Origin of the sequence: Algoriphagus oliviformis, assembly GCF_017254915.1 — a bacterium.
Classification (GTDB): Bacteria; Bacteroidota; Bacteroidia; order Cytophagales; family Cyclobacteriaceae; genus Algoriphagus; species Algoriphagus oliviformis.
Map to the genome: position 1 here is coordinate 225,782 of NZ_JAFKCT010000001.1, position 22,794 is coordinate 248,575.

Genomic DNA, 22,794 nt, shown 5'->3' on the forward strand with positions numbered 1-22,794 from the left:
CAAAAATCACCCAGTTCCCAATTTGATCCCATGATGAGAGTCCTGCTTTCTTTCATTACTCTTTTTCTGATTTTGGTCGGGTTGGAGGCGTATGCGCAAACCCAGACGATTACTACAGCAGGACCTGGAACCTTCACTGTTCCAGCTGGGGTAACTTCAATCACTGTAGAAGTTTGGGGCGGCGGCGGAAAAGGAGGATCAAGATCTTCAGGTAATGATGCTGCTGCAGGAGGAGGTGGAGGGGCCTATTCAAGAAGTGTTATCGCTGTTTCTCCAGGGCAAGTCATTAATTATTATGTAGGCTTCGGGGCAACTTCTCTATCCAACGCTTCCGCAGATTCTTCTTGGTTTGTAAATAATACAACCTTAATGGCTAAAGGAGGAAAATCTGTCCGCGACGATGGAATAACTGGAGCAGCGGGAGGATTATCCAGCGAAGGGTATGGTGGTTTTACAAGAAGCGGGGGAAGTGGAGCAAATAGGGACGGCAGTAACGGCGGAGGAGGAGGTTCTTCCGCAGGAATCACAGCAAACGGAAATAATACCACCACCTCGACAGGAGCAACAGCCCCTCAACAAGGAGGGCCTGGAGGAAACGGAGCAATCAATGCGGGTCCTGGAGAACCCGGATCATCTCCCGGAGGTGGAGGAGGAGGAGCTAAAAGACAGGGGGCAAGTCAGCCGGTGCAACCAGGAGGCACTGGTGGAAATGGTCAGATCCGTATTTCTTACATTCAGCTGACTTCGGCAACAGGAACTGACAACCAATCGGTCTGTAGCGGTGATCCGATCATAAATACCACCTATTCTATTCCAATTCCTGCTTCCACTGTAAGTCCTAATCTGGTTATTTCAGGTCTTCCGTCGGGTTTGACTTCAAACTTCAACAGTACAACCAACACCATTACCATATCTGGTACACCAACCGCGACGGGCACCTACACGATCAGCACAAGACCAACTTATCTTTCATCAGTTCCGGTAACCCTAACCAGATCCGGGACTGTGACGATCCTGCCCAAACCAGCTGTAACCAACATGACCACCGCAGTGTGTAGCGGTTCAGGATTTACAGTAACTCCTGTCAATGGAACAAACGGGGTTGTGCCCGCTGGGACCACCTATTCCTGGACTGCACCAGCCGTAACCGGTGGAATGACTGGAGCCGCATCAGGCACCAACGCAAGTAGTATAACAGGTACTTTATCTAACCCAACCAATATTGCTCAAATCGCCACGTACACGGTCACTCCAACAACTGGAAGCTGTGTCGGCACACCATTTACAGTTGTAGTTACAGTTAATCCAACACCGGCCATTAGCGCAATGAATGCCTCGGTTTGTACGGGATCATCGTTTTCATTGACTCCTATCAACGTTACCGATGGGATAGTTCCTGCCGGAACCACCTATTCTTGGTCATTACCGACTGTAACAGGCGGAATGACTGGGGGTGCAACAGGTAGTGGGGCCAGCAATATTTCAGGATCATTGACCAATACAACCAGCTCTCCACAAACCGCAACCTACACTGTCACACCTGTAAGTGGTTCTTGTACTGGACCGCCTTTCACAGTTACAATAACCGTTGCTCCAAATAATTTTGCATCAGCCGCATCAACCTCTCCTGAAGTTTGTATTAATAACGCCATTCCCTCCATTACACATTCGACCACAGGAGCCACGGGAATAGGCGCTGCCACTGGACTTCCAGCAGGCGTAACTGCCAATTGGTCGGGAAATACCATCACCATCTCAGGAACACCTACTGCTTCCGGTGTTTTCAACTATTCCATTCCATTGACTGGAGGTTGCGGTGCGGTAAATGCCACTGGAACTATTACTGTCAACGCCAATAACACAGTTTCAGGGCCTTCTTCCACTCCTACTCTCTGTGTAGATACTCCTTTGACAAACATCACCCATTCGACTACAGGAGCCACTGGTATTTCCAATGCAGGAGTATCTGGTGCCAATGGTCTTCCCACAGGATTGAGTGCCACTTGGGTCGCAGGGGTAATTACCATTTCAGGGACTCCAACCCAAGCCGGTACATTTAACTATTCGATTCCACTCACAGGGGGCTGTTCAGCTTTGTTCGCTGAGGGCAGCATTACCGTAAATCCAGCCACCGAATTTACAGTTCAAAACCTGGCAGATCAACGGATTTGCGATGGACAAAACTTTTTGGCTCTTTCAGTGACGGCTACTGGAACGGGAACCCTTTCTTACCAATGGTTCAGTAATGACAATCCAAATAAAACTGGGGCAGTCCCGGTAGGCACTAATTCTAATTCCTACACGCCTCCTTCGAATGCCATTGGCACCAAATATTACTATGTCGAAGTAACGGGAGGTTGTGGCATGATCACTTCAAGCTTTTCCCAAGCGACGGTGGAGCCCATCACAGTAATTACTACCCAACCTGATGACAGGGGTGAGGTAGAGTGTTTCGGAGACGGCTTTGCCCCATTAACCGTAGCAGCCCAAGGGGCGGATCTAACTTATCAATGGTATACTGTAAGCACCCCGGTAAACACAGGTGGTACGGCAATTTCAGGGGCAACTTCCAGTAGTTTTACGCCCCCTTCGACGGCGGCGGTTATGGCCCCTCTTTACTACTATGTGGTAGTTTCGGGGTATTGTAGTTCGCAAACCTCAGATGTGTCTGGGGAATATCTAGTCACTCCACCTATTACGACTATCACTGAAGACCCATCCACCAATCCCCAAACGGTTTGTCAAGGAGACGCATTCAGTCCGATTTCTGCTCAGGCCATAGGCGAGGGCGTTGTCTCCTATCAGTGGTATAGTAATACTACTAATTCCAACACAGGAGGAACTTTAATCTCAGGGGCGACTGATCCGACATTTACACCTCCTTCCAATATAGTTGGAACTTTATATTATTATGCTACTGGTTCGAGTGACTGCGGCACCGTTCCAACGGCAGTTTCGGGAGCATTTACAGTTACTCCCCCAACTGAAATTCAGACGGAGAGTCTTGGCGACCAGACCATCTGTGACGGAGATTCTTTTGCCCCTATTTCAGTAAATGCCATCGGAACAGGGTCAATCACCTATCAATGGTATAGCAATACAGCGGCATCCACATCAGGAGGCACATTGATTACAGGTGCAAACAGTGCAAGTTATACACCACCCGCAACTGCCCCCGGCACTACTACTTACTATTATGTCATGGTGGGAAGTAACTGTGGACCCAACGTAACTTCGAATATTTCTGGGCCATTGACTGTAAATCCGCTGACCACGGTAGCAACCCATCCCTCCACTAGCAGCCAAACTGTCTGTCCTGGGGCTCCGTTCTCAGCCATCTCAGTTTCTGCCACGGGCCCCGGTACACTAACCTATCAGTGGTATAGTAATTCCTCCAATTCCAACTCAGGAGGTACTGCCATTTCCGGGGCAACCTCTGCTTCATTCACACCACCTTCTGCTTCTACAGGCACAACTTACTATTATGTGGAAGTGACCAGCGCTTGTGAAACAATTCCCTCCAATGTCTCAGGAGCATTCCATGTGAACCAAAACACTCAAATTGATTTTCAGAACACGGCTACTCAATCAGTGTGTATCGGCTTGCCATTTAATCCAATATCGGTAGGTGCATCTGGAACAGGTACTCTTACCTATCAGTGGTACAGCAATACTTCCAACTCCAATTCAGGTGGGACACTTATTTCAGGTGCCACTACCTCTTCGTTTACCCCTCCATCGTCTGCTGCAGGCACTACCTATTATTATGTGGTAGTAGGAAGCGATTGTGGTCCGAATGTGCCTAGTGCGGTATCCGGTGCTTTTGTGGTTTATCCTGAGCCTATTCCAACTTTTGTCGCGGCACCTGGAACATCCATGTGTGAACAAAGTACTACCACCTACACCACGCAGACAGGGAAGTCTAATTATATCTGGAATATTTCAGGAGTAGCAGGTACAGATTATACCATTACCTCAGGGGGAGTTGGATCTTCCAGCGAGACGGTAACGATACAATGGTTGACCACTGGCTCTAAAACAGTCACGGTAGGCTATACTGAACCCGCCACAGGGTGTATCGCCTCTACAACTGCTTCTTCTACCACTACAGTCGAGCCTTTTGCTACAGTAGGTCCGCCCTCTGTGGCATTTCCTAGCGTCTGTATCAGCAATCCAGCCTTGGCACCTTTTACCAGACCAACTACAGGAGTAACCGGAATCGCAAATAGCGGGGTACCCGGTGCCAATGGATTGCCTCCGGGAATTTCTGCAAGCTTTAATGTCGCGACTGGCATAATCACATTCTCAGGAACTGCCACAACTACCGGTCTTTACACTTACTCTATTCCTTTGAGCGGTAATTGTATCAATGGATTAACAGCAACTGGTACCATCGACGTAAGTCCAAATTACGTGCTAACCTCTGTTTCATCGGTTTCGGCCACTTCAGCGGGTGGGTCCGCGACGGTCACAATCAATGGGTCCCCCACTCTACTTTCCAATGGAAGCTACGAAGTGACTTATATCCTTGATGATGGTTCCACGACAACAGAGCATACTTCAAGTAGCTTCGGAGTATCAGGAGGAAGGGGATCGTTTTCAACGGTACCGCTTACCAACATCAATGTTGATGTGTTTAAGCTAACCATTAAAAGTATAAAGAAGGTCACCGACGTATGTTCGGTCAACCTAAATGTGAATGATACAAAAAACATCACCTTTTTCAGCGTTTGTGGAGCAACTATTACAAGTAATAGGACTTTTACAGTTCCTGCCGGAATCTATGAAATCACCATTCTAGCAACAGGAGCAGGCGCAACAGGACAAACCAGCCAAATTACCATCCCTGTTGTACCAGGGGAACCATTAGGAGTATTCATCGGTCAAAGCGCAGGTACAGGAGCGGCTCGCAACACCTATGTGACGCGTGATTCTTCCTCCCCAACTCCTGCTACTTCAAGCATAATCTACGTCAACGGTGGCGGTGGAGCCGGTCCAAACGGTCAAGTAAGTATTTCCTATTCCTGCCCTGATGCCAATAAGTTTGATTGCATCGAAGTGATCGATGATGGGGCAATTTCGGGTACCACTTTAATAAGATTTACCTGCGACGACACCTGGGAAATCCCAGAAGGTCTTGTTGATTTCTCAATATATGCCATTGGCGGAGGCGGTGGTGGCGGAATGAGCGGAGGAAATAGTGGAACCGGTGGCGGTGGTGGCGGAGGTGGTTTCGCTTCTACCACAGTTACAAGCACCTCACCTTATGGCATTTCAGCCGGAAATTCCCTAAATGTTACCGTGGGCCAAGGTGGACCAGGTGCTGGCACTGTCAACCTGAAGGGCGAAAACGGGGTTAACTCTACGGTGACTTCTACCATACCAGACCCAAGCGGCGCGATAAACATAAACCTTAATGCCCTCGGAGGTGGAGGAGGAGCTTCATTCAACAATATTGATGGTAGTTCTGGTGCCTCTGGTGGGGGTGGAGCGTATAGCAATACAACGCAAGGTTTTGGAGGGTCTGGAACTACAGGACAAGGTAGAAATGGAGGAAACTCTGTAGTTAGTGGTGGAACAGGTGCGGCACGTTCTGGAGGAGGTGGTGGTGGTGCTGGATCAGCCGGTGGAATAGGTAAAGCCGCTGGATCTGGAAACACGGAAGGGGGAAACGGAGGAGAAGGGTTGGCATTTTCTGCTGGGGGAACTTCAATAAGGTATGGTGCTGGAGGAGGTGGACTTGGATATAATCAAAATGGAAACTCAAGTCCCGGAATTGGGGGATTTACTAATGGAATAAAAATTGGCGGCGATGGTAACTTGTCCGGTGTAGGAAATCCAGGACAAATTTATACCGGATCTGGTGGTGGCGCAGGAACTATCGGAGGAGGTAATGGTGCTCAAGGCGTAGTATACATCAGCTACTTCAACTACCGCATCCTCTCGGTTGAATACCTCCACTTTGACGCCCAATACAATCCAAGGTCCCGTGCCGGTGAGTTGACATGGGCTACTGCCAAAGAGTGGGAAAACTCCCATTTCGAAGTCGAACGCTCGGTGGATGGCATCAAAAACTGGACGGTAGTTGGACAAGTATCGGGAGCTGGCTACTCGGAACAGCCAATGGAATACGCCTTCCAAGATTTGAATTTGCCTTTGGCCGGTGGGAACGTGTTCTACCGACTGAGACAGGTAGACTTTGATGGCGAATCATCTTACAGTGTCACCAAGTCCATCCAAGTACCGCCTGTAGCTGGCACGACGTATTGGAGGGTATATCCAAACCCCACAAATGGGGATGTAGTCAACCTTGAACTACTGAGCAAGGATGTCTACCACGACGAGCCAGTCACCCTCAGGATCATATCTTCTACTGGACAATTTGACTTCATCGAATCTGAAGGAAATGAAGCGCTCGGAATCCTGGTGTCAGAACGACTAAAAACAAAGGCTGCAGGCGTATACACCCTCGAAATCGCCTGGGGTGCAAATCGGGAATACCATAAAATAATCCTCAGACGATGAGGATGGCTTGACATGCCTCAATAAAAACCGCTTCGAAAAGGATGGTCATTCTTAATTCTGCCTAAGGGAGGCTGAGTGGGTACCCACAATTCGGAGTTTTGGATGAATAAAAAAACCCGGACAGGAATCCTGCCCGGGTTTCAATTTGTAAGGTTTTACCGGTTTACTTCACCGACTGCAGCAGCTTTTCCTCCAGATTGCCTTCATCGACGGTTAGCTGGCAGATGCTCACCAGGATGGTGCCTGCTGTCACCGCATGGCCCGCATAGGCCAGGAGGATTTCAGGTACCTCGCCCGGTGCGGTCAGCATGGCTGTGCCGATGGCGGCGATGAGCAATCCCGCCTTTTTCAAAAACTGGAAAAAGGGCGGTGTAGGGGCCAAAGCCCGGTTTTTTACTTCAGAGAATATGTTCATAGAAAATTAGTTAAACGTTAATTGTTAAGGGTTTAGAATTGTTGTAGGCCTTAATTCCTCTTAATACTCCAAACCTCTACCAAACGGTACGGAAGCTAATTCTTCCTGCTCAGTTGCTTTTTCAAGAAAAGCAACACCACGGATATGCGGTCGATCTCTGCCCTCAGGCTCTCCTGACGGCCTTTGATCTCCAGAAAATCCTGCTGCAGCTTTCGGAAATCCTGTACCAGGAACTTCAGAAAGTAGGCAATCACCGACAGCAGCGCCGAGATGATGGCCCCTGTCAGGCCTAGGAGTAGAACGGTATCCGGCATGACTCCAGGCGATAGGGAACTCCCCGTGACACCACCTCCAGCTCTACCACCTCTCCCCCTACCCATGCCTCCTCCAGCTCATCGAGCAGTTTGAGAAAAGCCAGACGGGTAAACAAGGGAGTGCCATCTGCTCTATAAGCCGTCACCGGACAGAGCTCACCCGTTTCGGGAACATGGTCAGGAGTTTTGGAAAGAATCCAGCCTCCGTCCCCCAGCCTGATCCTCCAGCCCTCCGCCTCGGTGTGGACCGGTTCCAGCTCGTACACCCCCTCTTCCAGACAATGTCGGATGGGACTGTAGCAGGACTTCGGAGCCTCCCGGACAAAGCATAACTGGCGGCTTCCCAAGAAGAGCCTCCCCAGGGTTCCCCGGGGAGTGTATCTTCGCTTTAGCAGCAGGCGCATTAGGCGGCCTTTTCTGCCAAAATGATCCTGGCCGCGTTATGCGCCCCATTGTTGATGGCATACTCCACCCCATTGACCAGCTGGATGAACTCCACACTAAGCAGAAAGGCAAAATGGCTACCGGCCAACTGGGACTTGGCCACGGAGAGCGTCTGGACGGTGAAGGCATCCAGCACCGAGTGTACTGGGGCTGAGGCCTGTACGACCGTGCGCGTACTCTGGTCAAAATCCAGTCCCACTCCGGTAGCGGAAAGCCTGAAATGGGTGGCTCCCCCCGGGATGGCTATCATGTCCCGGGGCACAAAGGCGGGAAGCTGTACGTCAAATGAAGCCGCCCCATTGCTGGTCTGCAGTTCGAAATAAAGCGTACTCCCCAGGGAGGAACCCGCGTTGAGCTCCAAGTCACGGAGCAGCTCCCAGTTGCCTTCCTTCACCCGGCGGTCACCCCGGACGTTGACCTCGTCGGACTTGAGCACCTGCATCAGCATCTGCGTGATGCGCAGGTTGAACCGCTTGTCCCCGATTTGCGAGATCACCGGCCGCAGCGCGTCCCGCAGCAGCTTGGAGGAGGTGGCGTTGTCGGTAAACTCCCGGATATTTTCCCGGGTACGGGCGTATCGGGGATCATTCATGATCCGGGATTTCTCCACCCCGCCCTTTTCGCGGGCCAGATAGCCGTTTCTGGTCTTGTAAAAGGACAGTCTCCCGACCGGCCCCTTGAGTGTGATCACTCCTGTTTGTTTTGCCATAATCCTATGGGTTTAAGTGAAACATGCCCCCAAGGTCAGGCCTAGCAACCTGGCTATCAATTGAATGTGCGGTCCGTGCGGATTTCGCGGATTAGGAAGGAAATGGCAGTATACAGTTTGCAGTAAGCGGCCAGTGATCAGTCTCAATAAGCAGCTGGCAGGCAGTCGGATGCTGCATATCGAGTGTCAGATCGAGCGAAGTCGAGGTTCTGTTTAGGATGACTTTGGTGGAACTTTGGTCAACGGTCCACAGACCACAGTCACATAGGCACGGCCGATATCATAGCCGGGGTTTTTAACCCTCGACAAATGTGGATAACCGTAATCCACATCGGCCAAGGACTATTGTGAGAACAAGAGATTCCTTGCCGAGGAGGTATTGGAAATAGCTGGGGAAGTTCAGCATCGATACGTATCGGTGGAGAATCAGGACAATGAGGAACCTCAATGGTCTCTTTCTCTTCGTCCTTTTGGCTTGACCCAAAAGGTCAAGACGCAAAAAAGCTCCTCCCGCACCGGGCCAAACGCCGGCCCGCTTTTGCGTCGGCCCACCCGCCTTTCTGAATTGGGATGTGTGTCCGCCAAAGGCCGGGGTTGAGATTGGTACAAAGTCCAGTCCCGGTAAAAATCATGGGAGAAGCAGGACAACCGGAAACAGCTCCGTAGGAGCGGAATCTTTGTAGCCAGGGGTGCAGCGCAGCGGAAACCCTGGCAAAAGAGAAATAGTCCATTGACCTCGGCGCAGGGATGTGGCTGGAATCGAAAAGTTGATGCCGAGGTACGTAGAGCAAAGCATCGGCGGATTGTAAATCCCGACCAGCCTTACCCCATCAAATCTTTCCCAAACAGACCGAATCCGAAAACTCCATGCCAGCCCTAGTTTTGCGATAGAAGGCCACATAATGGTAGAATTTGCCCTGCAGTGGGCCAGACCAAGGAAAATGAATGACCAGACTTCCGTTCTTTCTATAGCCCCTTTCAGACACACTCCATTTCCTCTTTGCTTCCGGATCGTAGGCCAAATAAAATATCCGATCTCCCTCTCTTCCATTCCCTTCAAAGGAATTGGATCTCCACTCAAGCCGAGCCGTGCTATCCCCTTCCCAATGCAGTTGACATTCCTCGGGAATCAACAAAAGCCCTGTCGATGTCTGAACCTGTCCAATTTGCAGCACTGGCTCCCCGTTTTCATTGAGTACTGCCTTCTTCACCGCAATGGAGATCGCCCTGCCCACCCGTTTGGAATTCTCGCCAACAATTCCCGAAAACCCAAATTCGAGCTCATTCCTGATTGGAGCCAAAAATGTGGAGACAAGCGCAAAAGCCTTCCGCTGGTAGATTTGTCTGTCTGAGGGCGGTACCGAAATTTTTTCGGGCTTGGATCGAAGACAGACTTTACCATTACGCCGGTAGATAATGATCTTGCCCAGCTTTCCTGAGACCTTACCTATTAAGTTGTCATTTGAGATTGCCATATGTATTGGTTTTGGTTATGATTTTCGGTTGAACTCCGAGCCATCTTCGTCTTTTCCTCGACTCATCCCAGAGTCGCAGTCGAAGATGAGTTGAAGATGAGCCCCAGATGAGTCGAAGATGATGCGAAGAACATAGGCCATTGCTTTCCTATAGCATGCTTTGCTCAGGTCCATGCCAACCCGTATCAAATGATATATTGTGTTACATGCTCCAGAGGAATTCCCGAGAACTCGGAGAATTCTTCTTGGGTAATAAACTGGTGATCTCCCTTTCCATAGAACTTTCTCATTTTTTGGACCAGCGAGTGGGCGTAGCGCTCACTCCGCCCGGTAATGATCTGAATGTCCTTGGGGTAAATGACGCAACGTTTTCTGAGCATGATGTCCTCCTTTCATTTAGCAGGATTTCAGATTTCCGTTAACATAGGCCATATACCTGGAAGTCTCCTCTGTCCAAGCCAGACAGCCACCCAAGAGTAAAAAAAGACGCTCCACCCATAGTTGGCAGGCTTCGGACTTAGAACCGACTTGCTTTGCAAGTACCATTATCCGTTTTTGGATTGACTTGATCTCCTGGATTGCCCAGGGTTTTACATTCTCACCCAGAGCATTACCCAGAATGATAAGTTCATTGTGAAAATCTCCAATGGAGAATTCCTTATCGTAGGAGATTACATCGTTGGACAGGCAAATAAATCGGGCGACATTATCTTCCAGCAAATCAGCCTCACAGCAATCAGGGTGGTCTTCGGATCTGAGTAGGTGGATCGCCAGATAAACTCCCGAACTCGAGGGTCTGTGCATTCGGTAGTCCTCCAGTCGAGGCATTTGGTCATTGGATTTATTATCCACTTCCCATTGTAGCCCTGAAAGATATTGCCCCCAAGCCTCCATCCACTCCGAACGCCAAATTTCACTTGAAACTCCGTTTCCCAACGATTTATGGGACTGTAGTAGGGCTTTTCCGAGAGGAGTTAATCTAGGATGCTCGGTTATGGCAATGCTGTTTTTCAGTCCTTTCAAAAATGGCGAAGAATCGGATTCCGGAAAGGTGTCAAGTAAGTCATCCAAAAGAAACAGGCATAGGAAAAATCGCATGATCAGCTCCAATTTATCGGAGCTTTCCTCTGGGAATAGATACCCTGCAAACCAATTGACCTTTTGGATTCGGCATCGTTCCAATTCAGAAGGACTTTCAAACAAACCTACCTTCCATGCCCACCGGAGGATTTTGACATTCAGGATTGGGGTATGGCTATTCAGTGCGGAAGGGAAAATCAGGTTAGTCATGGCTCTTGCTTTTGAGGTCATGCTTCCACCGCTCCACCGTTCTGGTTGAAACTCCAAAAAAGGAGCCTAAATCCGAATTGGTTATTTCACGTTCCAGACCAAAAAATTCCTTCATCAGGATCGCATACCCATTCTCAAGTCCCAGTTTGGCGATGGCATGGACTCTACTGTTTCTTTCGGTAATTCTATGTGCCACTCGGTGTGCAAGGAGTAAAAATCGGGAATGTTGTGCCAAAAGTTTGGACTCCGCATATGAAGGGAATTCCAGAAAAATAACGTCTGAAATAGTTCTTAAAACCGTGGAGCTGGCGATACCCGTTCGAAAGGAAACTTCGTCAAAAACAGTGTCCGAAGGTTTGAAGATTGAAAATAGCTCGATTTTTTCTCCATTTGAATTGAAAGAACCGATAAATCCTTCGCAGAGGTACCTGCTGACGACATCCGCCTTTCCATACTCCTTGATTACCGTTCCTCTTTTCAGGGCAACCTGTTTCAGGTATGGAATGACTATCTCATACGCTTCTCGGGGTAGTTTGAGGAGCTGATCGTAATCCGAGATCAATTGGGAAATGAATTTTTGTTCCATGGCATTTACTTATTTAAAAAAAAATCCAAGGTTCAGGGTGAGAAAACTGGCTATACTGACGTTCAAACTAAAAACGCAATGTTAATCTAATGTTAAGAAATTGACTTCTCAAAATTTAGGTCACGATTTTTAATGGCTTAAGTCAAAAAACCGTCAATTGTCGGATTATTTAAGTCAACTGGGCATTCCCGACAATTGACATAGTCAAAATTCAAAGTGGGGTTTAATTTCAGATACTTCTATCTGGAACCTCCGATGAAAAAACAAGCCCTTCCTTACTTATTCTCCTCTGGCCTACACCGGACCGGACAAAACGATCCGGTTTGGGGAAAGTCGGAAGTGGCCTACCTCACCCCGCCCCTTCCCGATATCGCTGCGCTCATCGGGACAGGCTTCCTCGAGGAGAGGGAGTCCATTGGGTAGAGCGTCCGAGTTTTGGATTTCAAAGAACATGAAATGGAAAAGACACTCTCATCCTTTCTGATCCTTTTGTGGACCTATACAGGACTGGAAAAGCTCGTCAATTTTCAATCCAGCAGGAAGGCATTTCACAACCAGACGTTTCCGCCGGAATTGGCGGATGCCTTGAGCTACCTAGTGCCTGGAGTTGAGTTGCTGATTGCCCTGCTCCTACTCATTTCAGCGACCAGATGGTGGGGATATCTAGCCAGCATTCTTTTGATGTCAGTGTTCACCACTTATGTCGGGCTGATCTGGGTGGGAGCTTTTCCTAGGGTGCCCTGCAACTGCGCGGGGATTTTGGAAAGTCTGGGATGGGCGGAGCATTTCTGGATGAATCTGGGCTTGATTGGGATGGCAGTAGTTGGGATATGGATGGAAGGCAGAAAGATGAAGTATGAAAGCTAATGCTTCGACCGGCTCAGCACGAGTGTAGGATGTCCGGTGTCCGATGTCCGGTGTTGGAAATTGGATGGTTCGGCTTCGCTCACCACGGGTGTTGGAGGTGGGTCGATTGGTAAATAGTCCAACTCCCATAAAAATTGGGGGAGAAACAGGACAGCGGGAAACAGCTCCGTAGGAGCGACAGCTTTGTAGCCGGGTATGGAATCCTGAGGCACGAAAGATGGAATGCCCGGTATAAAAGGATAAAAGCCGTTGACCTCGGCGCAGGAATAGTTTGGGAATCGGGAAGCCGATGCCGAGGTACGGAGACGGGAGATTGGTACGAAGTCCGGCCCGATAAAAATCGTGGGAGAAGCAGGACAGCGGGAAGCAGTTCGACTCCCTACGGGGTCGGGATTTAGTTTCCTTGGGAATTGCCACGGGTTTCACCCGTGGTAATTGAGAAGTTTGACCCCTTCGGGATCTGGTGAAGCAGGACAACTGGAAAAAGCTCCGTAGGAGCGGAATCCTTGTAGCGCCGCCACGGCGGGCAGGCAGGGGTGCAGCGCAGCGGAACCCCTGGCATAAAAGAGAAATAATCCATTGCCTCCGGCGCAGGAAACATGGTGACAGCGGAAGAAAAAATGCCGGAGGACTGAGCGGTTCAATGGTATGTAGGGACCCGCCTATCGGCGAGGCAGGCACTGACCACGAATGAGGTTGGGAAGCAGACGGAAAATGGCGAGGTACCGAGATGGTGGTTGGAGGCTAGATGGTCGGCTTGTTGAGAAGCAGCACGAGGCTTTGGTGAAGCCTCAGGAACCTCAATGGTCTCTTTCTCTTCGTCCTTTTGGCTTGACCCAAAAGGACCAAAAGGTCAAGACGTGGCAAAGCTCCAACCGCACAAAGCCGGACGCCGGCCCGCTTCCTCCTGCGGCGGACAGGTCCACGTCGGCCCAACGCGCCTATCCGAATTGGGATTTGTGTCCGCCAAAGGCCTGGGGCTTGGAGTCTGACCCCAAAGGGGTCCAACCATGAATAGCCGTGGGTGAGGCCTGAGGTACGAAGGCTGTAACCCACGGTAAAAAAGACAAAAATGCCATTGACCTCCGGCGCAGGAAACATGGTGACAGTAGAAGAAAAAATGCCGGAGGACGGAGCGGTGACGCCAAATGGTCCGATGGTCCGTGGGGACCCGCCTAGCGGCGAGGAGGGCACTGACCACGCGATGTAAAAAAAGCCCAAGAGGGACTCTTGGGCCTTGAGGTGATAGGGCTTTAAGGGAGATTCTCAACTTCTCATATAGAAATATAACTAATGGCCGATAGAACATCAATAGATCCTTAGTGAAAACATCAAAAAAATGGAGCGGGGCGGGCCTGTGCTGACTGCTGGCCCGGCTCCCGCTCCGCAGCTCGTTTAGATGTTAAGGCTCAGGCTGCACTTCTACCGGCTCAGTAACCACAATCGCTCTCGCCTCTCAGCGATGAAGCTTTGTGGGCATTTCAATATTTAACAACAAGGAATCCATTTCTCTCGATGGCTGGAGTGAGAGACCAACCAATACTGATGGAATCCTCCAGGGCGATGCCGAAAACCCTTTTTAGAGTAGGCGATTGAAGCAAACGGTTTGTCCCTTTTTGATGGGTTAAAAAAGGGTCGATGATTATGAACACACTAATGAAACGATTACCGCTGCTGGCCTTTGTGCTGGCGGCGTTTGCAGCTGTGGCTTTCACCAGCCCGAAAACCGGGGAATATGCCCAGGATCCAGACAACCCAAGCATCTGGTACGATCTTTCCGAGGTTGATCCAGGTCCTGAAACCTATGAGTGCAACAATACCGGAAACTGTCTCAGAGACGCACCCTCAACGTCGGGTAACGTCATTGCAAACGGGATGTTTGTCAAGCATTCCGATGAATTGCCGGTAGTTCCCTAAGCGTTGTTGAATCCCTTTATCAAACAGCCTCCCGCGCGTGCGGTAGGCTGTTTTTGTTAAAATCTTTCATCTTGGGTTTTGCTGCAGCCCATTCAGGACGATTTCTTCCTGCGGTATGGGAAAAACATACCTGGCAGATCCGGGAAGCAGGACGTATTCGTTTCCCCGTAGGCTTCTTTTCAAGGTTTTCGCAAAAGAGGGATCCGTATTCAACCTGCGTAAATCGGACCATCTCCTTCCGCGGAATACCAGCTCTTTCCTCCGCTCCTCCATGATTTTTGCCAACAACTCCTGTTGGCTCAAAGTGGTGACCGGCTCAAATGAACCGGGGGAAAACCGGGTTTCCAGCAAGCCGTTCAGGAACTCCAATCCCTCGTCGAGCCGGTTTAGGCGAACCGCACACTCGGCAAGGATCAGGTAGATCTCATCAAGCGCTATCCCGCTAAACAGATTGTTGTCCCCGGCATAGCTACCCCTGAAATTATATCCACCTGCACCTGAATACCGGTAGTATAGCGACTTCCTGTAGTCACCGCTTTCATATGAGGAGATCAACGCAGAATCCACAAAAGTCAGATTACTGGAATGGAATGCCTGCAAAGTCATCGTGGTATGGTAGATGACCTCCTGGTTGAACTGCTCAAAGGGAAAGGCACCAAGGCTGTCGACTTGCGAGTAGTCCATCAGGGCAAGCCCATTTTCCAAAACTTTCGAGGCACTTTGGTAGGCCTCCCCAAAATCACCCAGAACCAAATTGACCCTTGCCTGCATTCCGTAGGCAGCGGCTTGGGTGGGTCGTGTCGGAAAGAGGGAGGTAGAAGGCAATAGGGCCACCGCCTTTTCCAAATCATCCAATATCTGGTCAAAGCACTCTTTTGCAGTAGACCGTTTACGCGCTTCGGTGATTATTGGACGGGTGCGGATCACCACGCCCAGGCCGTCTCCGCTATCCCTGAAATAGGGTGCCGCAAACAGTTGCATCATGTCAAACAAAGCCCTCGCCCTCAAAAAGTAGGCGGTTCCCTTCACTTCGTTCAGTTCCGCCTCCTCACCTGGGGCGCCTAGGCGGATCTTGTCCGCCAGATCCAAGACCACGTTTGCATAAAAGATCTGCCGGTAGGCTGTCTCCCAGTCCGCGGATTTTGGCCCCTCAAAAACAACCTCGTTCCACAGGTAGGCATTTTCGGTTTCCACCGAATTGTATCCCGCCAGGCCTTCCTCGGTGGTCCATACATCGTCGGTACCGGCAAGCTGCAGTCCCGGGGAATTGTTCATCCGGAAAGACTGGTTGTCCATCAGTCCACGCAGGTCCTGGACCGTGTTGGGGACTACCAGGTCTTTACTGGGTTTCTCATCCAGAAATCCGCTGCATCCCCAGCAGGATATCAGGGTTGTAGTCAGAAAATATCTAAAGTATTTCATAGTAGGGTTGGTTTTTGAAGACTGGACCCGTCAGAGCCGGGGCCGACTTCGGTTGTATAAACATCCAAACTTCATCGTTAGAACCCGGCCCGGACACCAAGTGAGAATTGTCTGGGCGCAGGCGAAAGCTGATAGTCGGGATCATCGTAGGAAGCCGATTTTTTCCAAAGAATGGCCAGATTGTTTGCGTAGCCAAAGATTTCCAATGAGCGAAAAGGTGTTCCCATCACCCTTGCAGAATTGACCGAATAGCTCAGCCGGATATCCTGAAGGCGGATATTGTCCCCCTTTTCCACATTGACGGAAGACCGGTTGTAGAATGTGTCCCTGTTCGCCACCTGCCCCGAAGGGAATGAGGGAACGTGGGTTACGGTTTCATCCCCGGGATTCTGCCATCTCCGCGAATAGTCACCATGGATCGTGCCTCCCGAATAGAGGCTGTTGTAGACCAATGGCTGTTTTCTGACATAATAGCCCAGACGGTAGGAAATATTGAACGACAACTCAAAGCCCTTATGGGAGACGTTGTTCATCCATGATCCAAAAACGGTGGGCCTGCCTGATCCGTGGTAAACCAGCTCATCCACCTCCCCAAAATGGACCAAACGGGTATAGTCCTTACTGGGAACACCCTCGGAGATCCCCAGCGGGTCGCCGGTGTCCGGGTCCAGGCCAGCCCATGGGTAGCTGAAAATCGCGTGTAGCGGATAACCCTTGAGCGGTGGTGGAAAAGCCCCTGCCCCACCCAGCCCATAGGCGGTGTAGTCACTGGGCAAGCCTTCCACGTCATAGGACGTGACCACTTCCCTCACCCAACTGAACAGCAGTCCGGAACTCCATTTCAGTCCCCTATCCAGGATACTGGTACGCAGCTGCAGATCCACCCCGTTCGTCCGCGTGTCGGCAAAGTTCCCACGGAAGCTCGATACGCCTGTAGAACTTGGAAAAGGCCTGTCCCCTATCAGGTCCTCCCCTTTTTTCGTGTAGTATTCCAGACTCCCCGACACGCGTGCGTTTTTGGATTCGAAGTCCATACCGAAGTTTGCAATCCCGATCCGCTCCCACCTCAGCTCGGGATTCGGGGGATTTAGGATGATCAGGCTGGGAAGGCCGGTGAGGTAGTTGGAGCTTCCCGCCAGGTAATAGGCGGTCGTATAGGCGCTCACGGATCTGTTGATGTTTCCGTTAAAGCCGTAGGTTGCGCGGAATTTCAGGTAGGGCAGCCAGCCAAGCGGATAAAAGGCCTCCTCGCTGATAATCCAGGCAGCCCCGGCGGACCAAAGCGGCACCCCCTTCATGTTGGTTTCGACCCCAAACAGGTTGGATGCGTCCTTTCTCACGCTGCCTGACACCAGGTATTTCCGGTCAAGGGTATAGGAGGCATTGGCATAATAGGAAATATAGCGGTCGGCCAATCCGGAGTGGCCTACCCCGTAGGGGATCGTCGCCAAGGCGTTGTTGTGGTACCTTCTGTATCTGTTGGCAAAATCCACGGGAAGGCTGATCCCCAATTCGTCGTCGTACCCATAGAATCTTCCCGAACCGCCCTCGGTATCGGAACGCTTTGCCTCAAATCCCCCCAACGCGACCAGTTCATGCCTATCCTTCCAACTTTTGGAATAGTTGAACTGGGTTCGGAAATGATGGCTGGCCGCACGTGTCCAAGTCCGGTCCGCGATAGCACCCATGGGTACGGCAAGGCGAAGCCCATCCTCTTCCCGCTGGGTGAAGGTGTTGATCAAATCCCGGGTATAGAACATCGAAACATCGTTCAATTCCCAGTTCGTGGAATTGTTGGTCCAATACTGGTATAGTCCGGATACGGAAAGGCCGGGAAGAATTTCGTAGGTCAAACTGAGGTTGGTCCGGATGTCCTGGGACTCCCGGGTATTGGTCCAGTTGCCCCGTTCGGCCAGGGGATAGTACTTCCAATCCAGCAGCCCATCGGCCGATGCCTGGCTTGTAAACGTGTCCCGGTATTGCCTTGCGATTGCGTTGGGGTTTCCTGCCCCATCCGCCAGACGGACATAGGGAGAGGAAATCCCCTGGGGAAGTTGGGTTTTCAGGTCTGCCTTACCCTGTACGATATACAGCCCCAAGCCGATTTCCAGTCTGTCATTCACCGCCTTCCATGCGTTTCCAAGGTCCAGCGTGATCCTGCTGTCATTGTTGTCCACGACTCCGAGGGCATTGTGGTCATAGCCTATGGCCGCCCTGTAGTTGTATTGCGGCCCTCCCCCGGAGATCCCCAGACTGTACTGCTGCTTGAGCGCAGGCCGGTAGTAGTACTCGGCCAGGTCGTCTCTGGTAGAATGCCCTCTATGGTAGTCAAGCTGCCTTTCCGCCTCCTCGGCGTCAATATGTCCATCCCGCAAGGCGATGAGCGTCTCCACCACAGGCGACAGCAGGGGCTTGGAATTGGATCGCTCGCGGGAAGCATACACTCCCCTGTTGAACATATCCCGCTCCACTTCCACCATTTCCGGAGAAGATATCAACGGCACGTAATCCGGATCCTGGGCTTCTATCATGCTCAGGTTGCTGTTGAACGACACCCGCAAGCCCTGTCCCCTTTTGCCGCTCTTTGTCGTGATGACAATGACCCCGTTTCCCGCCCGGGCGCCCCAGATGGAAGCTGCCGCGGCATCCTTCAAGACCGTGATGTGCTCCACGTCGTTGGGGTTGATACTCTCGATGGGCCCGTCGTAGGGAAAGTTGTCTATGACGATGAGGGGCTGCGTATCGGAAAAAATCGTCGCGGTACCCCGGATGCTGATATCGGCGGAACCGCCCCGGTCCCTGTTGAAGACCAGTCCGCTGGTGACGTTGTCCAGCCGCTCCAGAATCCCGGTGCTCACGGACCGGTTGACCAGCCGCTGGTCCAGCGCCGCAAAAGATCCCGTGGCCCTCTCTTTGGAGAGTTCCTGATATCCGGTGGAAACGACGTCCACGCCCTCCATTTGCAATTCGTCGACTTTCAGGTGGACCGACAGCTTCTCGGCCAGGGGCACGTCGATTTCCAGTTCAAGGGTCTGGAAACCCACGTAGCTGAAGACCAAGACCTGTCTTCCCGGATTCAGCTCGAGGGTGAATTCCCCGTCAGAATCCGAGATGGCCGAACGCAGGGTCCCCTTGCACACAATGGTGGCCCCGGGCAGGGTGCCTCCCTCCGACTCGGAAAATACCACCCCCGTGACCGTGGAGGTATTCCCCTGAGCCCATGCGATGCCCAGCGGCATCAAACAGAACATTAGCAGTAGAAGCTTTCTCATTGTAATCCGTGTTTAGGGTTTGTGGAAATCGAAGACCCCGTTGCCTTCGGTAAATTTTCGGCCGAAAGCCCGGGAAGGACCGAGTCGACCAGTTCGATCAAGCCCGCCGCATCAGCCGGCATCCCCACCGATTTGATCAGCTCCCCCCCAGGGCCGACCAGCATCAGCCTTGGATAGGAATAAATGTCATAGTAGTGGAGAAAGGGATCCGAATACCGCCCGCCCAGAAACAGGTTGACGTTGCCGAAGCGATAGGATGGATGCTCGAGGAGGTATTGTTTCCAATAGGAATAGTTGGGGTCGGTGGAGACGGACAGCAGCTCGAAATCCGCCCGGTCCCTGAAGTATTCCCTGACTTTGACCAGATGGCGCTCGTGCATCAGCCTGCTGGGCATGCACCCGGGAAACCAAAAGGCCAGCAAGACCGTGGTCCCCCTGAAATCATCCAGCGTGACCCGGTTCCCTTCCCGGTCATAGGTGACCAGCGGTTTCAGCGGACTGCCCTTCTTGTTGGCCGTCAGCAGGTGGAGGAGGCTCTCCCGGATGTAGGGCGACTCCACCTCCCCTAGGGCCGTTCTTACGGTTTTCTCATAGTCGGGCAGCCTCCGGTAGTTACCCAGCAGAAATTTGCCCATCAACAGGTCCCGCAAGGGGGCCGGATAGTCCCGCCCCAGCAAGTCAAACAGCGACTCCCCGGTAAGGCGGGATTCCATACTTTCCTTTTCAAGGAGAAAATCGGAAAAATAGGCACTGAGCAAGGCGGTCGAATCCGGGACGCCCCACTGCGAAGGATCGGAGAAATAGGCGCCAAAATAGCGGGCCGTCTCCCCGGAATCCTTCAAGGGCAGGTTTTTCAGCAAGGTGATCCGCCTATGCAGCTGTCTACCGATGACATCCGCCCTAAGCAGCGCATAGAGGCGGTCGGTCAGGAAAGGCCGGTAGTCCTCCAAGAGTGCCAAGCCAGAATCGCCCAAGGGGTCCGAGGCGAGTTGCCCTTCCATCCAGCGCGATCGGCCTTCGCCCTCGGTGACAAACTGAATCCCCTTGATCTGAAATCCCGCAAGCGAGGGGGACAGGCGCTCAAAGTAACTCCTCCGCTCCTCGGGATCCTGTTTGGAAGAGAGGTGGAAGGATGGCGAAGCCAGAAAATCCACCCTTCTGTTCGCCTGTTGGATGCGGTGCTGCACTTCGAACTTCCCCGCCGCATTCCCGCCAAAAAGCAGGTCGCCGCGCCTCAGGTCAATGCTCAGGTAGATTGAATCCCCCGGCTCGAGGATAAACCGGTCCACAAACGCATCCCCCAAGGGAGAACTGAGTGTGAGGTAGGCGACCTGGTCAAATTCGGGGCTGGTATAGGTAAAGACCCGGGCACCGTCATTCCCCTGGAAGATGCTCCCCGCCACCGGTCGCCGGAAGCTCCGGTGCAGGCCCGCTACGGAAACCGCCTGCCCGAGGTAATGGTCCCAAAACCGGATTTCCACCGAGTCTATTGCCTGATAGCTTCTGATCTCCGCATAGACAAATGCGGGGGCCGAGACCGTGACCGGGGAGGGTTGGAGCTTTGTCAGCCCCTCCCCTGCGCCCGGATCAAGGTACTGGTCAACTAAACTAAATCCCGTTTTCCAGTTGGCAGATCCCAGTTTGCAGTGTTCAGTGTGCAGTATCCAGTTCGCAGTCTCGGGATCGCAGGTAACAGTGGGCAGTCCGATAGCTATCGGACTCCAGTTTGCAGTTACCAGATCACAGACCGCAGTCCACGGATTCGACTGGCTTACCGACCACGGTCCGCCGTCGATTTCATGTGGTGTACCGATGCTTCGGCTATGCTCAGCAACCGTGCTTCGACCCCGCTCAACATGAAGGAAAGTATCGGAGAGGGCTTCCCCTCCCCGATGGGTGTCTCCTGAATGCGGGGAGACGGTGGGGCCGGCGAACCTATGAAGAAGATCGGCCCCGGGTGACTCAGCAACTTTTGCTGTGGTAGTGCTTAGGGGAAGACATAGGTATCCCAGTAAGCATGTTAGTAGTAGTTTGTTCATGCTTGTTAATGGTTGGAAGCTGGGGTAGTTTGGTCAACAGTCCACGGACGACGGTCCACTGCCGAGCAGCAAATGCCGTGAAAGCGTTGCCTTACTTGGTACCCTCCTGCGGCGGGCAGGCTTTGTACTTGGTACATGGTACAGCGAAAGCAATCCCCTCCCACCCGACCTCCAAAAGGCCAGCTTCAGGTTAAGAAATAGATTGAATGGATAAGCGAAAATTCCTCTGCAGTGGAAGGCTTATCTTTTGGTCGACGGTCGACAGTCAACGGTCAACCGCCGTGTACGTCACTGCGAGGAGCCCCAGAGGGCGACGTGGCAGTCTTATTAATAAGAATCCGGATTTCTGGAAAAGATTGCTTCGTCGGTCTTAATCCTTATTAGATCTTTTGGCCATAAATAGACCTCCTCGCAATGACGTGCGTCACTCCCGGATCAGTGGTGGTAAGCCAACCGGAGGGTACAAGGTCCTGGTCGGGCAATCGGGGAGAAAAAGTGTTAAGTTCCAATCTGGCGATCAGATCGGATTCTTGGGCTTCAGGGGAAAGAGGCGGTCAATTCCCGAAATCCCCAATTCTGTAAACTCGATTCTAATATCCTGAAAACAACAAATATCTGATTCAATACAAGTATTGGACGGAGCGCACCAAATCCTTGGAGGCTGCATCAGTTTCAATACTTGGAGGTTCTTGGACATTTTCTATCGAACTTTTCTTAAGGTATTTGAATCAAATATTTCAATTATTGAGAATCCTGGCTATATTGAACTAAGATTCAACTACAAGCAAATTTTGCGATATCAGCTGACTTAGAAAAACCAAAATAGGCCTAACCTAGTGGCAAAAGACCTAATTCACTCAAAAAACGCCCACTCATGGAAAGACCACAAAAAATCATGCGAATTCTCAGAGAATCAAATGATTACTCTCAGGAATATGTGGCGGATGTGCTTAATATCAACCAGAAAACGTATTCTAGTTTGGAATTGGGCAAATCAAAATTAACAGTGGATCGAATTCATCAACTTGCGGAACTTTATCACGTAACACCGGACTATTTTCTTGGAGATGAACTACCAGTAATTAACTTCAACAATACAGGATCAAAAAGTAATAGCAACAGCGGCTATATTCACACCTACATCAATGATAAAAATACCGACTCTTTTTATGAGAGAATAATATCCGAAAAGGATAACCTGATAAAAGAAAAAGATTCGCAAATCTCCACCCTCAAAGAAATGATTGAGGTTTTAAAGAGTAAAATTGAAATACTAAACACGAAATAATTACAAGCATTGGATTAATACTGAACACACTTATCATCGACAAAAATCTAAATGTAGCAGAGGTTGCAATTGGTTCAGAAATTCCAAAAGAGGAGCTAATTGCAACTATTGAAGGTAAAAAGAAAATTACAATTGAAAACGCTTTAAAATTGGGTAAATTTTTTGGAATACCTGGAGAATTCTTTTTCACAGATAATGCATTGATTAATCACAATAATATCGGGGATCGAA

The 22,794-nt window shown here is 50.9% G+C and carries 16 protein-coding genes; 6 read left to right on the plus strand and 10 right to left on the minus strand.

What is annotated here, in order from left to right:
* Positions 1 to 30: 30 nt before the first annotated feature.
* On the plus strand, positions 31 to 6,525 hold the full coding sequence (locus tag J0A68_RS01035) for a beta strand repeat-containing protein (protein ID WP_206576321.1): 6,495 nt from the start codon (positions 31 to 33) through the stop codon (positions 6,523 to 6,525).
* A gap of 163 nt (positions 6,526 to 6,688) precedes the next feature.
* Here the strand turns inward: J0A68_RS01035 and J0A68_RS01040 are convergent, their stop codons facing one another.
* The 7 genes from J0A68_RS01040 to J0A68_RS01065 all read right to left on the minus strand — a co-directional run bounded on the left by J0A68_RS01040 (position 6,689) and on the right by J0A68_RS01065 (position 11,758).
* Entirely contained in the window at positions 6,689 to 6,940 is a 252-nt protein-coding gene (locus tag J0A68_RS01040) for a hypothetical protein (RefSeq protein WP_206576322.1), read from the minus strand.
* A gap of 95 nt (positions 6,941 to 7,035) precedes the next feature.
* Positions 7,036 to 7,254, minus strand: a complete 219-nt coding sequence (locus J0A68_RS01045; protein ID WP_206576323.1) for a hypothetical protein — start codon at positions 7,252 to 7,254, stop codon at positions 7,036 to 7,038.
* Positions 7,230 to 7,658, minus strand: a complete 429-nt coding sequence (locus J0A68_RS01050; RefSeq protein WP_206576324.1) for a hypothetical protein — start codon at positions 7,656 to 7,658, stop codon at positions 7,230 to 7,232. Before J0A68_RS01050 ends, J0A68_RS01045 begins: the two co-directional genes overlap by 25 nt.
* The gene (locus J0A68_RS01055) at positions 7,658 to 8,407 is read right to left on the minus strand and encodes a hypothetical protein (RefSeq protein WP_206576325.1); all 750 of its coding nucleotides are present in this window, start codon (positions 8,405 to 8,407) and stop codon (positions 7,658 to 7,660) included. The genes J0A68_RS01050 and J0A68_RS01055 overlap by 1 nt, the downstream gene beginning before the upstream one ends.
* An 830-nt stretch (positions 8,408 to 9,237) precedes the next feature.
* Complete coding sequence (locus J0A68_RS23075; protein ID WP_369075003.1) at positions 9,238 to 9,882, minus strand: DUF6266 family protein; 645 nt, start codon at positions 9,880 to 9,882, stop codon at positions 9,238 to 9,240.
* A gap of 396 nt (positions 9,883 to 10,278) precedes the next feature.
* Positions 10,279 to 11,172 carry a terpene synthase family protein gene (locus tag J0A68_RS01060; protein WP_206576326.1) on the minus strand — a complete coding sequence of 298 codons (894 nt, stop codon included), beginning with the start codon at positions 11,170 to 11,172 and terminating at the stop codon, positions 10,279 to 10,281.
* Entirely contained in the window at positions 11,165 to 11,758 is a 594-nt protein-coding gene (locus J0A68_RS01065) for a Crp/Fnr family transcriptional regulator (protein ID WP_206576327.1), read from the minus strand. The genes J0A68_RS01060 and J0A68_RS01065 overlap by 8 nt, the downstream gene beginning before the upstream one ends.
* A gap of 255 nt (positions 11,759 to 12,013) precedes the next feature.
* On the opposite strand from J0A68_RS01065, the gene J0A68_RS01070 reads away from it, so the two are divergent.
* The 4 genes from J0A68_RS01070 to J0A68_RS01085 all read left to right on the plus strand — a co-directional run bounded on the left by J0A68_RS01070 (position 12,014) and on the right by J0A68_RS01085 (position 14,542).
* Positions 12,014 to 12,181, plus strand: coding sequence for a hypothetical protein (locus J0A68_RS01070; RefSeq protein WP_206576328.1), 168 nt, complete (start codon positions 12,014 to 12,016; stop codon positions 12,179 to 12,181).
* Between the two features lie 33 nt (positions 12,182 to 12,214).
* Positions 12,215 to 12,625: a MauE/DoxX family redox-associated membrane protein gene (locus J0A68_RS01075; protein WP_206576329.1), complete on the plus strand. Its 411-nt coding sequence runs from the start codon at positions 12,215 to 12,217 to the stop codon at positions 12,623 to 12,625.
* Positions 12,626 to 13,697: 1,072 nt separating this feature from the next.
* Entirely contained in the window at positions 13,698 to 13,835 is a 138-nt protein-coding gene (locus tag J0A68_RS01080) for a hypothetical protein (RefSeq protein ID WP_206576330.1), read from the plus strand.
* 446 nt (positions 13,836 to 14,281) lie between these two features.
* Positions 14,282 to 14,542 carry a hypothetical protein gene (locus J0A68_RS01085; protein ID WP_206576331.1) on the plus strand — a complete coding sequence of 87 codons (261 nt, stop codon included), beginning with the start codon at positions 14,282 to 14,284 and terminating at the stop codon, positions 14,540 to 14,542.
* 66 nt (positions 14,543 to 14,608) lie between these two features.
* Here the strand turns inward: J0A68_RS01085 and J0A68_RS01090 are convergent, their stop codons facing one another.
* The 3 genes from J0A68_RS01090 to J0A68_RS01100 all read right to left on the minus strand — a co-directional run bounded on the left by J0A68_RS01090 (position 14,609) and on the right by J0A68_RS01100 (position 20,717).
* Positions 14,609 to 15,964, minus strand: a complete 1,356-nt coding sequence (locus J0A68_RS01090) for a RagB/SusD family nutrient uptake outer membrane protein (protein WP_206576332.1) — start codon at positions 15,962 to 15,964, stop codon at positions 14,609 to 14,611.
* A 77-nt stretch (positions 15,965 to 16,041) separates the two neighbouring features.
* A complete protein-coding gene (locus J0A68_RS01095; RefSeq protein ID WP_206576333.1) occupies positions 16,042 to 19,236 on the minus strand; it encodes a SusC/RagA family TonB-linked outer membrane protein in 3,195 nt (1,064 codons plus the stop codon).
* Positions 19,233 to 20,717 (minus strand): TlpA family protein disulfide reductase, encoded by a 1,485-nt coding sequence (locus J0A68_RS01100; protein WP_206576334.1) that lies wholly within the window; start codon positions 20,715 to 20,717, stop codon positions 19,233 to 19,235. Before J0A68_RS01100 ends, J0A68_RS01095 begins: the two co-directional genes overlap by 4 nt.
* Before the next feature lie 1,432 nt (positions 20,718 to 22,149).
* Between J0A68_RS01100 and J0A68_RS01105 the strand changes: the two genes are divergently transcribed.
* Positions 22,150 to 22,563: a helix-turn-helix domain-containing protein gene (locus J0A68_RS01105; RefSeq protein ID WP_206576335.1), complete on the plus strand. Its 414-nt coding sequence runs from the start codon at positions 22,150 to 22,152 to the stop codon at positions 22,561 to 22,563.
* The last annotated feature ends 231 nt before the right edge of the window (positions 22,564 to 22,794 follow it).